This is a genomic window from Thalassotalea agarivorans, assembly GCF_030295955.1.
Lineage (GTDB): Bacteria > Pseudomonadota > Gammaproteobacteria > Enterobacterales > Alteromonadaceae > Thalassotalea_D > Thalassotalea_D agarivorans.
Genome location: NZ_AP027363.1, coordinates 183,958 through 199,140, shown reverse-complemented (window position 1 = coordinate 199,140; position 15,183 = coordinate 183,958). Strand labels below are relative to the sequence as shown.

Sequence of the window (15,183 nt, the reverse complement as noted above, 5' to 3'; positions counted from 1 at the left end):
CTGTTACTTATAAGACTCATTTAGGTATACGGTTTTCTTTTCCAAATACTGTTCAAGGCCATATTTGCCATCTTCACCACCGGCTCCACTCATTTTCCAACCATTGTGGAAACCTTGATGTTGTTCGCCAATACCGCGGTTTACATAAACTTCACCAACTTCCAACTCGGCGATAGCCTGATGAATGTAACGGGTGTTGTATGTGTATAGATAAGCCGATAAACCATATTCAGAGTCATTACAGTACGTAATCACTTGGTCTAAGGTACTGAATTTTACAATCGGAACGATAGGACCAAAGGTTTCTTCATGCACTAAGGTGTTGTCTTGTGCTACGTCGACTAGTACCGTTGGTTCATACCAGTTGCCACCTTCAAAACCATCAACTGTAGCAACCTTGCCGCCCGTTGCTAGCGTGGCACCTTCCGCAATACCTTTTTCTACCAGCGAGTGTATATGACTAATTTCATTAGCATTCACTTTAGGTCCCATGTCAGTGCTTGGGTCCATTGGATCGCCAACTTTAATTGCTTTCACCTTTGGTACAAACTTTTCTACAAACGCATCGTACACTGATTCGTGCACATAAATACGCTCTGCACAGGTACATACTTGGCCACAGTTGGCGTAACGAGTAGTCACAGCATCTTCAACAGCTTTATCTAAGTCGGCATCTTCCATCACCACAAACGGTGCTTTACCGCCTAGTTCCAACATAACAGGTGTAAGGTGCTTGCCGCTTGCTTGATGAATAATCTGACCGGCTCTTGTACTACCTGTCATAGTGATAAGTTTAGTAATTTCACTTTCACACAAATGCTGACCAACAACGCTACCCGTACCATTAATAATGTTAAGTACACCAGCTGGAATACCAGCCTGATTAGCCAGTTCACCTAACATCATGGTAGAAAGTGGTGTTTCTTGCGTAGGTTTTACAACAATCGTGTTACCCGTGATTAGCGCCGGACCAATTTTACGACCAGCAAGTGCTAGCGGGAAGTTCCAAGCCGTTATAGCAACAACGACACCTCTTGGCACTTTATGAATATAAATTTTTTCATCAGGGATATCTGACGGCAGTATATCGCCTTCAGTCGTCAAAGCATTGTCGCATGCATATTCAATAAATGTTGCAGTAACTTCTGCTTCCATGCGCGCAACGTCCAATAACTTGCCTTGTTCTTGCACTAATAATGTCGCTAGCTCTTCATTCTTTTCTCGAATTAAACAGGCGAACTTTCGCAGTATGGTTTGACGCTCTCTAGCTGTCTTTGCTGCCCAAGGTTTTTGTGCTTGATTAGCTGTTTCTAGCGCAAGCTGCGCGTCTTCAACAGAACCTGCTGGGATAGTACCAACAAGTTTTCCTGTACTTGGGCTCAATACATCAATCGTTTCTTTTGACGAAGAAGGAATATATTCGCCATTGATAAAGTTTACATTGTTAAAAATGGTCATATTAACGCCCCATCCAGCCGCCATCGACCAATACGATAGCGCCATTCATATAATCCGAAGCTTTAGAAGCTAAGAATACCGTTGGTCCCTTAAAGTCTTCTGGTTCACCCCAGCGACCTTGAGGAATACGCTCTAGAATAGACTTAGCTCGTGATTCATCATTTCGCAATGCTTCTGTGTTATCAGTAGCAATATAGCCTGGCGCAATCGCGTTAACATTGACACCTTTGCTTGCCCATTCATTTGCTAGTGCTTTGGTAAGTTGACCAATGGCACCTTTACTTGCGGCGTAGCCTGGCACAGTAATGCCACCTTGAAAGGTTAACAGCGAAGCCGTAAATATGATTTTACCACTACCACGTTCTACCATGGTTTTGCCTATTTCTCGGCTAACAATAAACTGAGAATTTAGGTTAATTTCAATAATGTTGTCCCAGTATTCGTCACTGTGGATGGTCGCCGGATCACGTAGAATAGAGCCTGCGTTATTGACTAAAATATCGATTTGCGGATGATCGGCGATCACTTGCTTTAAAAATGCTGAAACACTTTCGCGAGACGAAAAGTCACATTGATACGCATAAAATTGCTTACCTGCCGCTTCAACTGCTTTTGCTGGCGCACTGCCGGTTGCAGCTAATGAAGCTGAAACGCCAATTACATCAGCACCTGCTTGCGCTAGACCTTCTGCCATGGCTAGGCCAATACCGCGGCTACAGCCGGTTACCAAAGCCACTTTTCCAGTTAAATCAAATTGCTCTAACATGTTTATATTCTCTATGACTGCTGACAAGAAACAAGTGCCTTCATACCGGATGGGTTGCCATCCATATTGGCAAAGGCTTGCCCTATATCATCTAAATTATTAATCGAACTGATGAATGGTTCTAATGACACTTTCCCAGACGATATTAGTTCTATCGCCATATCAAAGTCTTCACGCTCATAAACACGAGCACCAAGGAGTTCGAGTTCTTTCCAGAAGAATTGAAACAAATCGACTTGTGGTGCGTTAGCGTGAATCGCTACCATACAAATACGACCGCGCACTGCCGCGATTTTAGTCATGACATCAATTGCTGGCTGTACACCTGATACTTCAAAAACAACTTCTGCCCCTTTCGTACCCGTCCATTCTTGCACATACGCTTCAATGTCTTCTTTCATTGGGTTAATTGTTTTTACGCCATACTGCTTAGCGAAATCCAAACGAGCATCGTTAACTTCTGAAATCAGTACCTCGGCACCAACCGATTTAGCAACTAAGGCAACGAGTTGACCAATCGGACCACCACCAATAACAACGGCTTTTTCGCCCGCTTTAACATTAGCTCGACGAATATCATGACAAGCAACAGCTAAAGGCTCTACAAGTGCACCTAGTTTTAACGATACATTGTCAGGAAGTTTATGAAGTGTTCTAGCTTTCACCGTCCAAGAATTTTGAAATGCACCAGGCGTATCTATCCCCATAAATTTCAAATTTTGACAAACATGCGAATAACCTGCTTCACATGTAGGGCATTCACCGCAATAGTCCAAGGGTCTTACAACCACTTTGTCGCCAACATTAAAACCTTCAACGCCTTTACCTAGCTCTGCTACAACGCCTGAGATTTCATGACCAATCGTTGCAGGTGGGTTGACGCGTTGATCCATGACACCATGATAAATATGCATGTCAGTACCACATATACCAACATAGCCTACGTCTAATCTTACCTCGCCTTCTTGTGGCGCAATCGTTGCAGCGTCAACGATTTTAAATGATTTATTACCTATATACTGAGCTGCTTGCATTACAAGTCCTCTACTCTATTTAACTAAATACGGCGCCATTAGCGTCATATCAAAAACAACGCCTGTGCCGGCAATATCTGGAGCTACAGCCAAGCCGTCCTCTAATCGAACAGGATGCGTGGTGTACTCATCGATTGGAAATGAATGTACTTCTAAATAACCTGCATGAGGTTGTGAAGACATTAGCGAGACATGAAGCTCATGCATACCATGGCTGCAAACAGGCAAATTTGCCTGTTTTGCCATTTCGGCAACCATTAGCCAACCCGTTATTCCACCAATATTCGACGCATCTGGCTGCAAAAAACCTAACTCGGCTTGTTCAATAGCATAGATAAATTCATGAATAGTGTGCAGGTTTTCACCCATGGCGAGTGGAATATTAAGTGCCGTTGATATCTCTGCAAATCCCTGATAATCGTCTGGGATCGTAGGCTCTTCAAACCACGAAATATCGTATTGTTCGATAGCCTTACCAAATTTAATGGCTTTCTCTACTGACATAGAATAGTTTGCATCGACCATAAAAGTAATGTCTGGACCAATAAGCTCACGCACGGCTTTAACTCGATCGACATCTTCATAGCAATCGTCTTTGCCCACTTTAATTTTTACGGCGTTGAATCCCCTATCCAAGTACCCTTGAATATTGGCTAGCAATTTGTCCTTGGTGAAATTTAGATCAATACCACCAGCGTAGCACTTGGTTTGATTAGAGGCGCCACCTGCCATCTTCCATAAAGGTAAATTTTCTCTTTTACCTTTAATATCCCACAGAGCGATATCCACCGCTGAAATAGCAAAGCTTAAAATTCCGCCACGCCCTACATAGTGGAAATCCCATTGCATTTTATGCCAAATCGCTTCTATAGCATCGGCATCCTGACCTACCAACGTTGGGCATATCTCGTCATTAACAAGCGTGTAAATAGCTTGACCACCTTTACCACCTGTATAGGTATAACCTACGCCTTCTTGACCATCTTCCGTAGTTATACGACAGAGAATGACTTCAAAGTGAGTATGATCGCCATGTTTTGCATCGGTCAAAACCTCTTTTAGAGGTATGCGGTATAGTTCCGCATGTGCCGACTTTATTATATTTGGCATATTGTTGTTATCTCATTTATTGGTTTCTGCGCATATTGTTAACAATTTACACATTATCCATTTTGTTGTAAAGGTTAATTGTTAACAATCTTCAATATAGTAAAAAATTGACCGGTTAACGAATAAATATTATCCAAGTAAATGGGTAGATTCTCGTTTGACCAACTGAGGAAGGTGTTTATAAAGTGAAATATTAGGTGAGTTATCTGACGCTTTATTAATATTGAGTGCCAATTCAGCTGCTTGTTGAGCCATGAGTTCTATTGGGTATTTCAAAGTTGTAAGTTTTGGTCTTGAATAACGAGCAATCAAAACATCGTCAAAACCAATAACGGAAATGTCTTGCCCTACCTTATAACCATTGTCTTCAAGCGTCGAAATAGCGCCAATAGCCATCGCGTCATTATAAGCAAATACAGCTGTTACTTCGGGGTGTTGACTAATAATTGCTTGGGCCGCTTTTTCGCCGCCTTGCTGATTAGGTTCGCCCTGCTCGACGCAACGGACAGATACGTTGACGTCACTTAATCCTTCAGTAAACCCCTGCAACCTGAGTTTGGGATCTTCAATTTGATAGCTACTGGTAATGCAGGCTACGTGCTTATGACCAAGGGTATGTAAGTAACGTGCAGCAATTCTTCCTCCTTGATAGTTATCAAGCCAAATGCAACGTTCTGCTATCTCTTCAATGTAACGGTCGATAATTACCATGCCTGGCACACGTTTCGCTAGCGTTAAAAGCGCCTCATCTGACAGCTTCTTGCTATGCACTACAAGTGATTCACAGCGACGTTCTATTAGCATTTCTATTGCTTTTTGTTCGGCTTCAGCGTCTACCGCCGTTGTACTGAGTAACATTTGAACATTATTTTTTCTAGCGACTTTATCTATTCCACTAGCAAGCGCTGCAAAAAAGGGATCGCTGATGTCTGGCACAACCACGCCAATGGTATCGCTTTTTTGCTTAACCAGCGCGCGTGCATTGGCGTCTGGAACATAGCCGATTTCACGCATAACGTTAAGTACACGTTCACGCGTTTCCTTGCCAACTTTAGGGCCATTATTAACTACACGAGAAACTGTAGCTATTGATACATTCGCTTGTTTTGCAACGTCTTTTATAGTCGCCATATGTAAACGTTTAACTTTATGGGTTACCTGGCACTTAATATACATTTTTAGGCGAGAATAGCCAAGTTGTTCTAATATTAATCAAACTATTTGCAATATTAAATGTAAACGTTTACCCTTTCGCTAGAAAAGTATAAGAGAAAGACGTTATGACAACAGAATTCGATCCGACAGAACATCCGCATCGCCGCTACAATCCACTGATTAATGAATGGATTTTGGTATCTCCTCATCGTGCCAAAAGACCTTGGCAAGGCCAGGTTGAGGCCATCGATGAAACGCCAAAGCCAGCGTATGATGAAAGCTGCTACCTTTGTGCCGGTAACACACGTATCAATGGTGAAGTGAACGAAAAGTACACTTCAACCTTCGTATTTAAAAATGATTTTGCCGCATTAAAAGAAGACACACCGATCCACCAAGAAGACGATCCTTTGTTTAAAATGGCGACCGAACAGGGCGAAAGTCGTGTTATCTGTTTTTCGCCTGATCATAGCAAAACATTGCCGCAACTTAGTCAGCAAGAAATCGAAGCGGTTGTTTCTACTTGGATGGAACAATGTCACGACCTAGGCGCTCGCTATAATTGGGTGCAAGTCTTTGAAAATAAGGGTGCTGTCATGGGTTGTTCAAACCCGCATCCTCATGGTCAAATTTGGGCCCAGCAGCAGCTACCGACCTTGGTAGAGAAAAAGCACAATGCTCAACGTGCATACATGGAAAGCTACAACCGTAATCTGCTCACCGACTACGCAGCAAAAGAAATCACCAAGCAAGAGCGTGTTGTAGTAGAAAACGACGATTGGGTTGTTGTTGTGCCATATTGGGCGGCATGGCCGTTTGAAACCTTACTACTACCTAAGTTTTCTGTCTCTCGAATGACCGAGCTTAGCACTAATCAACAAGCGAGCTTGGCCGATATTTTGAAGCAAATTACCATTCGATATGACAATTTATTTCAATGCTCATTCCCTTATTCAATGGGTTGGCATGGCGCGCCATATGACGGCGAAAGTCATCCTGAGTGGACTTTGCACGCGAGCTTTCTACCTCCGCTTTTAAGAAGTGCAACCGTGAGAAAATTCATGGTTGGCTATGAAATGATGGCAGAAGCACAACGCGACCTTACCGCCGAACAAGCCGCGGCGCGATTACGTGAAGTATCGCCAATTCATTACAAGGAACAATAATAATGACAATGACAGCAAAGGCGACTGCAGCCTTTATTGAACAGTTTAAGACAACACCTCAAGGTGTTTTTCATGGCCCAGGCAGAGTCAATCTAATTGGCGATCATACCGATTACAATGAGGGCTTTGTTTTACCTGCCGCTATCAATTTCGGCACCAGCATCGCGGCTAACAAACGCGATGACAGAACAATTAACGTATTGGCACTTGATTGCAACAATGAAACTGCGTCATTTTCTTTAGACGACATACAGTTTGATCAAAACAAGATGTGGGTGAATTATATCGCCGGAACCTTGTTGGCTTTAATGGAGAAATTCCCACACATAGTTGGTGCTGATTTAGTGGTGACGGGCAATGTTCCACAAGGCGCTGGATTAAGTTCATCCGCTAGTTTTGAAATAGCGGTGCTAAAAACGTTTGCGCAGTTAAATGAATTACCTCTAGACGGTGTAACCGCGGCGTTAATGGGCCAAAAAGCAGAAAATGAGTTTGTTGGTTGTAATTGCGGCATCATGGATCAACTTGTCTCGGCGATGGGAACGGAAGGCAATGCAATGCTGCTAGATTGTCGCGATCTAAGCATTTCACATGCTCCCATCCCCGATGATATGGCGGTAATAATTGTTAACTCAAATGTTAAGCGCGGCCTTGTTGATAGTGAATACAATACGCGCAGAGCGCAATGTGAAGAGGTTGCAGCAATCTTTAACGCTAAGTCCCTACGAGAAGTCACATTAGCGCAACTAATGACGAAACAAGATACATTGCCAGACGCATTGTTCCGTCGCGCTCGTCATGTAATCACCGAAAGCGCTCGCACTGAAAAAGCGCTAACTGCACTAACGGCACACGACATGGCGCAGATGGGCCAACTTATGGTTGAGTCTCATCAATCGCTCAAAGATGATTTTGAAGTTACCGTGCCTCAATTGGATTATCTTGTAGAAATCATCATGGCGGTTTTAGGCGATCAAGGTGGCGCGCGAATGACAGGTGGCGGTTTTGGCGGCTGTGTAGTAGCATTGGCGCCTCAGCATCTTGTCGCTAAAGTCAAACAAGCAATCGCTGATCAATACCACGCTCATACAGGCATAAAAGAAGATATTTGGGTGTGCGTTGCTAAAAACGGCGCATTTGCCAATCGCTAGGATAAAATCATGAAAATACTCGTTACCGGTGGCGCAGGATACATCGGGTCACATACTGTGCTTTGTCTTTTAGAACAAGGATATGACGTCGTTGTTGTAGATAACCTATGTAACGCCAGTGAAGAATCACTTCGTCGTGTTGCGACTATTACAGGCAAGGCTGCAACATTTATTCAAGCGGATATCAGAGACACAATTGCACTTGATGCAATTTTTGAGCAACAGCAAGTATCTGCTGTTATTCACTTTGCCGCGCTTAAAGCGGTAGGGGAATCTAGCGTTATTCCACTAAGTTACTATGAAAACAATGTTGCTGGTACCGTCAACCTGCTTGAAGTCATGCAAAAACATGAAGTAAAGAACTTTATCTTTAGTTCGTCAGCAACCGTTTATGGTGAGGCCAATGCTGTGCCTTATAAAGAAGATATGCCGTTGGGTAACCCTTCGAGTCCATACGGTACAAGTAAAGTCATGGTAGAGAAAATCATGATGGATGTGGTTAATGCTAATCCACAATTTCGTGGCGTATCGTTACGTTACTTTAATCCCATTGGCGCTCATGAAAGCGGCATGATAGGTGAAGATCCAAAAGGTATACCCAACAATTTACTACCCTTTGTAGCGCAAGTAGCCGTAGGAAAACGTGAAAAGTTAAGTATCTTTGGCGATGATTACCCTACCGAAGATGGTACTTGTGAGCGCGACTATTTGCATGTAATGGACTTAGCTGAGGGACACGTTGCCGCACTAAATTGGCTCAATAAAGAGCAATCTTTTACAGGATTTGAAGCTTTTAATTTAGGTACCGGTAATGGCACATCTGTACTCGCTATCGTCAACGCCTTCGAGCAGGCGACAAAGGTTAATATTCCTTATCAAATATCGCCTCGTCGCGCAGGTGATTTACCCGCATTTTGGGCTAATGCAGAGAAAGCAAAAACAGCCCTTGGTTGGACAGCGAAACGCGACCTAACGACGATGATGGAAGATACTTGGCGTTGGCAGTCTGGCAACCCCGATGGATATGCCGAATAACCCCAGAGATAAGTTAGGTCTTGGGTTCGAATAGGACGAGTAAAAACAAATCAGCAGTGAAACTGCTGGGTACAAGGAACGTGGTATTCTTTTAAAAAATGCTAGTAGCTCAAAGCTCAAGCTTTTTAATGGTTAACGCGTCATCCCGTACCTTGATACGGGATCTCCTTATTCCCCTTTTTGCTCTTAAAGTATAGAACTTAGCGCTGATTTAAATGGGGCGAGGTTTGTGCTGAAAATCTGGAAAAAGAGTGGTTGCTTCAACCACTCTTTTTTTGTATCTATGCGTCTGGATGGGCTAGTTTAAACGCTTCTAGTGTCTCACATTGGGCAACGATACGTTTGATTGTAGGGAAAGCATCCATCGGTACTTTAAATCTATTGGCATTAAACACCTGAGGTACCAAGCAAACATCGACTATCGATGGTGCATCACCAAAACTAAACGTGCCTGCAGTTTCAGCCAATTGCTTCTCAAGTGCGGTAAACCCTTCACTAATCCAATGATGATACCACTGCATCTTTTGTTCTTCAGACAAAGCCATGTCAACGGTTAGGTATTTTAAAACACGCAAATTATTTAACGGATGGATATCACATGCAATCGACAATGCAAGTGCTCTAACCTGCGTTTTGTCTGCCAAATTATTCGGCAATAAAGGCGTTTGCGGATAAGCCTCTTCTAAATATTCAAGTATCGCTAAAGATTGCGTATATAAGGTCTTATCTTCAAGCGCTGGTACCAATCCTTGTGGATTTAACGCTTTGTAATCATCACCTTTTTGTTCGCCATGCAACAAATTCACATTAACCTTTTCGTAGTCAAGCCCTTTAAGGTTTAACGCAATGCGCAAGCGGTAAGCTGCAGAAGATTTACTGTAGTCATACAATTTCATAAAAAACCTATACCTGTTTTACTTGGGTTAAAAAAAGCGGCCAAGGCCGCTATTTTTATTGTTTTGCTGGTAAAACCAAAGACGTGACTTCACCAAAACCAATGCGTGCATGGCCTTCTTTATGACAATAACCACGCATGATCACATTGTCACCATCATTGAGGAATGTTCGCGTTTCACCGTTTGGTAATGAGATAGCTTCTTTACCACCCTTGGAAAGTTCCAATAAAGAACCGGCTTCTTCATGAGTTGGACCTGATTGAGTACCACTACCAAAGAAATCACCCGGTTTTAAGTTACAGCCATTAACGCTGTGATGGGCCACCATTTGCGCGACAGTCCAATAAGAATGCTTGAAGCTAGATTGCGAAAGCTGAACCGCTTGCTCACCTTCACTACGCATTTTTTCTGTTTCTAGTAACACTTCTAATTGAATATCGATAGCGCCTTCACTGCGGTTTTTTTCCGACTCTAGGTAAGCCATAGGTTGCGGATCATTTTCATCACGACTCCAAGCAACACGATAAGGCTCTAATGCTTCATTCGAAACAATCCAAGGAGATACGGTTGATGCAAAATTCTTTGCCAAAAAGGGGCCTAATGGCTGATATTCCCAAGCTTGCATATCGCGTGCTGACCAGTCATTGAATAGACAGAAACCAAATACATGTTTATCAGCATCATCAATTGCAATGGCGTCGCCCAATGCATTGCCCGCACCTAAGTAGATACCTAATTCTAATTCATAGTCTAAACGCTTACATGGACCAAAACTTGGCTCTGTAGCGTCAGGCGCTTTAGTTTGTCCACAAGGGCGATGAAATGCTTGCCCCGACACATCGATAGATGAAGATCGGCCATGATAACCAATCGGTACCCATTTGTAGTTAGGCAACAATGGGTTGTCTGGACGGAATAATTTGCCAACGCTAGTAGCATGATAAATCGAGGTATAGAAATCAGTGTAATCACCAATTGTACAAGGCAATTTAAACTCAGCATCTGTTTGTGCAACAAGGCAACTAGCAATAATGTCTTGCTCAGGTGCGTCGCTGCGTAGCGCTTTAGAAAGTGCTAGCCTTAGCGCAGACCAAGCTTGGCTTCCCATCGCCATAAAATCATTCAAATCTTCCTGACTGCAAGCTAAAAGCGCATCTTGAGCAAGACCTACAAAAATTGATTTTTCAGCAAGTTGCTGTAGGTCAACAATTTGGTCGCCGATGGCGACGCCGCCGCGAAAAGATTGTTCGCTGCCTGCTACACGAAAGCTCGCTACAGGTAGGTTTTGGATTGGAAAATCTGTTGCTGAATCATTGGCACTTGTCACCCATGAGGTCAATGACAGGTCGTGCGTTTCGTTTAAAGCCATAAGGATGCCTTGTTATTATTCACATTAATTGCCGTGAGTATAACAAAGCAGTTTTAGGGGAAAAAGCAAGCAATAGGTGCAAATATGGGGTTCTAGAAGCTCATTAGTACAGTTTTATGTACATCCACAAACTTTACACAGGTAAAGTAGAGTCTCGCATCTTCAATTGAGGAGAAAAAACTTGCTTCACGTAGACATCTTGTTTGCCATAGACCTCGCGCAAAGCGAGTTTGGCTCCCATTTGTCCCATTTCAAAAATGGGATATTCTACAGTGGTAAGTTTAGGATAAAGGTAATTGGCAAAAATCACATTATCAAAGCCAATAATTGACAGGTCTTTTGGTAAGTCTATGCCATGTTCTCGCGCGTATTTCATTGCGCCTGATGCCATTTCGTCATTGGCACAGACAAGTGCAGTAAAAGGTATGCCCGTTGCTAATAATGCTTTAATGCCTGCTGCACCACCGGTTTCTTTGAAGTCCCCTTCGAAAAATAGTGACTGATTCAATTCTACACCTGCTTCACTTAACGCTTTTTTATGGCCTGCGAAACGCTCTATTGCATCAGGTTTGAATTGTTGCCCAGCGATATAGGCGATTTCTTTGTGGCCTTGTGCCAAGATGCTTGTGGTAGCTAAATAACCGCCGTATTCATTGTCCAAGCTAATACAGTTTTCACTAATCTGCTCAATATTTCGGCCAACTAAATAAACAGGCACCTTACCTTTTGAAAGCTCTATCATGTATTCGTCGCTTACACCCTCTACATGGAGGATAAGCGCATCGCAATTACGGCTTAATAAAAATTCGATGCCGTCTTTTTCTTTTTCTTCTTCACTGTGGCCGGTGGTAATAATAACGTGTTTATCTGCAAGTCTCAGTTCTTGCTCTATACCTGCCATCATTTCACCGAAAAACGCACCATTTAATTCAGACACTAATACACCGACAGTATCAGTTCTATTTGAGGCCAAGGATCGGGCAGTTGCATTAGGTCGATAGCCCAGTTCGCGCATGGCTGATAGCACTTTTTCACGAGTTTTATCGCTGACTTTGGTATTACCATTCATCACTCGCGATACAGTCGCAAGTGAAACATTAGCTAGTTTTGATACTTCGTAAATCGTTGCCATTGTTATTATTTACGCCCTACGTGATTGAAGTTCCTGAGAAATTTGTGCCTGTATTTTATCGGTAATTGGATAAAAAGCCATAAGTATTGCACCAGCAAATGCAAACAAAGCAGGAATCCAGCTCATTAAGTGCTGTATGCCAGGCAATGCACCTTCTATAGTTGATTGGTCCATGCCATCGTAACCGTAACCTGCAAGTACCAGTAACACCAATGCACCGGCAAATCCGCCGCCAGTTTTCTGGACAAAGGTACCGGCAGAATAAACCAAACCCGTCGCTCGTCGATGATTCTTCCATTCCGAGTAGTCCGCAGAGTCACCTAACATAGAGAAATACAAAGTAGGTAATATGGCCGCAAAAAATTCGGCAGCGCAACCTAACGCAAATACTGCACTCGCATTGCTCACTGGAATTAAAAACATGGCAGCAGTTAAAACACCAGACAATAACAGTGAAGCGATGAACAATGTTTTTCGACCAAACCATTTCGCCAACTGACTGGTGGCCAACGCACCTAGAATCGATACCACTAGCAAGGCAACAAAATATTGCCCAACCATGAGTTCATCGCCGACGTAATATTTGAAGTAGTATGCAATCACGCCATATTTTATGCCGTTAAACATCATCGAAATAAAACCAATGCCAAGCAAAATTAGCCAAGGTTTGTTGGTTAGCAAGTCTGCTAAATCGAGCTGGCTTGACGAGAGTGAGTCGCGAGGTTTCGACAATAGCTTTCTAATGCCAAAGAATAACGCCGACATAACGAGTGCAAAAAACAGCGCTGTTTGCAAATCTCGATAGTAGAAAAACAAACTAATCGCCGCTAACGGTAAAATAATAAACGGTAAGCTTTTGGCTAAATCTGATAGTTCCTGCTTAAAAGGCTGTTGCTTTTCGTTTGACACAGTGACGCGTTCTTTAGTTGTGGCAAAGGTTATCACCATCAGCGCGATAAGTGCCGCAGCAAACACATACATGGTGTATTGATAGCCAATGGCATCATCACCTTCGCCAAAATAAGCGACAAATTCTGGTAAGAAGCCCATCACAAATAAACCACCAAGAAACGCGCCTGCAAACCTAAAACCAGACAAGCTTGTGCGTTCTCTATCATCAGCGGTCATCACGCCCATTAGCGCAGAGTAAGGTACATTATTGAGTGTGTATGCCAACGTTAGGCCTAAATAGGTAACGTAGGCCCACACCAATTTACCCTGCTCGCCAAAATTTGGCGTAGTGAAACAAAGCACCATGAATAAACCCAGCAACGGAGTAGACCATAAAATCCAGGGTCTAAACTTGCCATAGCGAGTTTGTGTGCGATCAGCAATCATGCCCATAATGATGTCAGTAATGCCATCACTCAAGCGAACGATAAGGAATAGTACTGCAGCAGCCGCCGCGCTAATACCAAAGGTATCGGTGTAAAACACCGCCAGATATGCCAATGCTCCTCGCCAAACTAGATTGGCTGCAGCATCCCCCATGGCATAGCCGACTTTTTCATAAAGTGGCAGTTTAGTCATTTATACTCTTGTTGTTATTAAATCGCGGTAGATTTTGCCGCTGTTTTTTATTGTTCTTTGTTGTGTTTGGTAGTCTACATAAACAATACCAAAACGTTTTTCGTAGCCTTCCGCCCACTCAAAATTGTCCATCAAGCTCCAAGCGAAGTAGCCTTGGATATCAACACCTGCCTCTATGGCATTGTGCACCGCATTTAGATGCGCGTTGTAATAGCGAATACGTTGTTCATCAACTACCTCGCCCGCAACAACGTGATCATCTGTCGCTGCACCATTTTCTGTAATATAAATAGGCGGTAAATCATAACGCGCATGCAAACCTGTCAATAGTTCAAAAAATGCTGTTGGATAGACTTCCCATCCAATATCCGTTGTCTCAACTTGTGATGGATCGGGCTGAATCTCTTCAAATAGCTCGTCATCACTCGCTCGGTATTTGAGGCGTGTATAGTAATTTAATCCCAAGTAATCTAGCGGATGAGCAATAATGGCCATATCACCGTCTTCGACTGGCGGTCTGTTTTCTACTGGCAAATCTTCAATCACTTCAGGATACTTTCCTTCCATCACTGGCATCATGTACCACTGATTAATGTATTGATCCGCTTTTTCGGTCGCTAGTTTATCTGCGCTACTGTCACTTTCTGGATAACACGGCGTAAAATTAAGCACGATGCCATTTTTGGTGTTGGGGCTGTGCTCAGCTAATTTTTGCATGCCGAGGCCATGCGCTAGCAATATATGATGAGCAGCTGTGCGCCCTTTTGCTTGCCCAGTTTGTCCAGGCGCGTGAATACCCGCTTCATATCCTAAGTAAGCAGAACAAAACGGTTCATTAAACGTTGCATACGAATGAACACGGTCACCAAAAGCAAGCACCACTTTTTCGACATATTCAGCATAATCATACGCTGTTTGGCGATTTAACCATCCACCTTGGTCTTCAAGGTGCTGCGGTAAATCCCAGTGATAAAGTGTGACAAACGGTTTAATATTTTTCTGATTAAGTCTCTCTAAGATCCCAATGTAGAAATCAACACCTTCTTGATTAATATTGCCTTGCTTGTCGAGCACGCGCGGCCAAGAAATAGACAAACGGTATGCGTCAACACCCAAGCTTTCTATCAAATCAATATCTTGTTGCCATCTATTATAGTGATCGCAAGCTACATCACCATTTGAACGATCGGCAATTTTTCCTTCGGTGGCGCAAAAAGTATCCCAAATACAAGGTAACCTGTGTTCAACACCACCTTCGATTTGAAAAGATGCAGTGGCAACACCGAATACAAATTGTTTGCTTAATAGTTTTGATTGCTTAGGTAAAGTTATTGTCATGGACTTAATTTTTCACACTGTTTTTTTCACTTTAGAGCTGCCA

At 43.0% G+C, this 15,183-nt stretch carries 13 protein-coding genes; 3 read left to right on the top strand and 10 right to left on the bottom strand.

Translation table 11 applies throughout. The features are described from left to right. Positions 1-3: 3 nt before the first annotated feature. The 5 genes from aldA to QUD85_RS00895 all read right to left on the bottom strand — a co-directional run bounded on the left by aldA (position 4) and on the right by QUD85_RS00895 (position 5,499). The gene (gene aldA, locus QUD85_RS00915) at positions 4-1,458 is read right to left on the bottom strand and encodes an aldehyde dehydrogenase (protein WP_093329191.1); all 1,455 of its coding nucleotides are present in this window, start codon (positions 1,456-1,458) and stop codon (positions 4-6) included. A 1-nt stretch (position 1,459) separates the two neighbouring features. Then, entirely contained in the window at positions 1,460-2,224 is a 765-nt protein-coding gene (locus QUD85_RS00910) for an SDR family NAD(P)-dependent oxidoreductase (protein ID WP_093329192.1), read from the bottom strand. A gap of 11 nt (positions 2,225-2,235) precedes the next feature. Continuing rightward, a complete protein-coding gene (locus tag QUD85_RS00905; protein WP_093329194.1) occupies positions 2,236-3,258 on the bottom strand; it encodes a zinc-dependent alcohol dehydrogenase in 1,023 nt (340 codons plus the stop codon). A 15-nt stretch (positions 3,259-3,273) separates the two neighbouring features. After that, positions 3,274-4,368, bottom strand: coding sequence for a mandelate racemase/muconate lactonizing enzyme family protein (locus tag QUD85_RS00900; protein WP_093329196.1), 1,095 nt, complete (start codon positions 4,366-4,368; stop codon positions 3,274-3,276). A gap of 129 nt (positions 4,369-4,497) precedes the next feature. After that, a complete protein-coding gene (locus QUD85_RS00895; protein WP_093329197.1) occupies positions 4,498-5,499 on the bottom strand; it encodes a LacI family DNA-binding transcriptional regulator in 1,002 nt (333 codons plus the stop codon). A 149-nt stretch (positions 5,500-5,648) separates the two neighbouring features. Between QUD85_RS00895 and QUD85_RS00890 the strand changes: the two genes are divergently transcribed. Genes QUD85_RS00890 through galE form a run of 3 tightly spaced genes read left to right on the top strand, consistent with a single transcriptional unit; the run spans position 5,649 to position 8,875 of the window. Further along, entirely contained in the window at positions 5,649-6,689 is a 1,041-nt protein-coding gene (locus QUD85_RS00890) for a UDP-glucose--hexose-1-phosphate uridylyltransferase (RefSeq protein WP_093329199.1), read from the top strand. Positions 6,690-6,691: 2 nt separating this feature from the next. Then, positions 6,692-7,840: a galactokinase gene (gene galK, locus QUD85_RS00885; RefSeq protein WP_407705083.1), complete on the top strand. Its 1,149-nt coding sequence runs from the start codon at positions 6,692-6,694 to the stop codon at positions 7,838-7,840. Between the two features lie 9 nt (positions 7,841-7,849). Then, positions 7,850-8,875, top strand: coding sequence for a UDP-glucose 4-epimerase GalE (galE, locus tag QUD85_RS00880; RefSeq protein WP_093329201.1), 1,026 nt, complete (start codon positions 7,850-7,852; stop codon positions 8,873-8,875). Between the two features lie 281 nt (positions 8,876-9,156). Here the strand turns inward: galE and maiA are convergent, their stop codons facing one another. The 5 genes from maiA to QUD85_RS00855 form a co-directional block, all read right to left on the bottom strand. Further along, positions 9,157-9,771: a maleylacetoacetate isomerase gene (gene maiA / locus QUD85_RS00875; RefSeq protein WP_093329202.1), complete on the bottom strand. Its 615-nt coding sequence runs from the start codon at positions 9,769-9,771 to the stop codon at positions 9,157-9,159. Positions 9,772-9,826: 55 nt separating this feature from the next. After that, complete coding sequence (gene fahA, locus QUD85_RS00870) at positions 9,827-11,140, bottom strand: fumarylacetoacetase (protein ID WP_093329204.1); 1,314 nt, start codon at positions 11,138-11,140, stop codon at positions 9,827-9,829. Positions 11,141-11,273: 133 nt separating this feature from the next. Continuing rightward, positions 11,274-12,272: a LacI family DNA-binding transcriptional regulator gene (locus tag QUD85_RS00865; RefSeq protein ID WP_093329205.1), complete on the bottom strand. Its 999-nt coding sequence runs from the start codon at positions 12,270-12,272 to the stop codon at positions 11,274-11,276. A 9-nt stretch (positions 12,273-12,281) separates the two neighbouring features. Then, positions 12,282-13,802, bottom strand: a complete 1,521-nt coding sequence (locus tag QUD85_RS00860) for an MFS transporter (RefSeq protein WP_093329212.1) — start codon at positions 13,800-13,802, stop codon at positions 12,282-12,284. Continuing rightward, positions 13,803-15,140 carry a GH1 family beta-glucosidase gene (locus QUD85_RS00855; protein WP_093329213.1) on the bottom strand — a complete coding sequence of 446 codons (1,338 nt, stop codon included), beginning with the start codon at positions 15,138-15,140 and terminating at the stop codon, positions 13,803-13,805. Positions 15,141-15,183 lie beyond the last annotated feature (43 nt).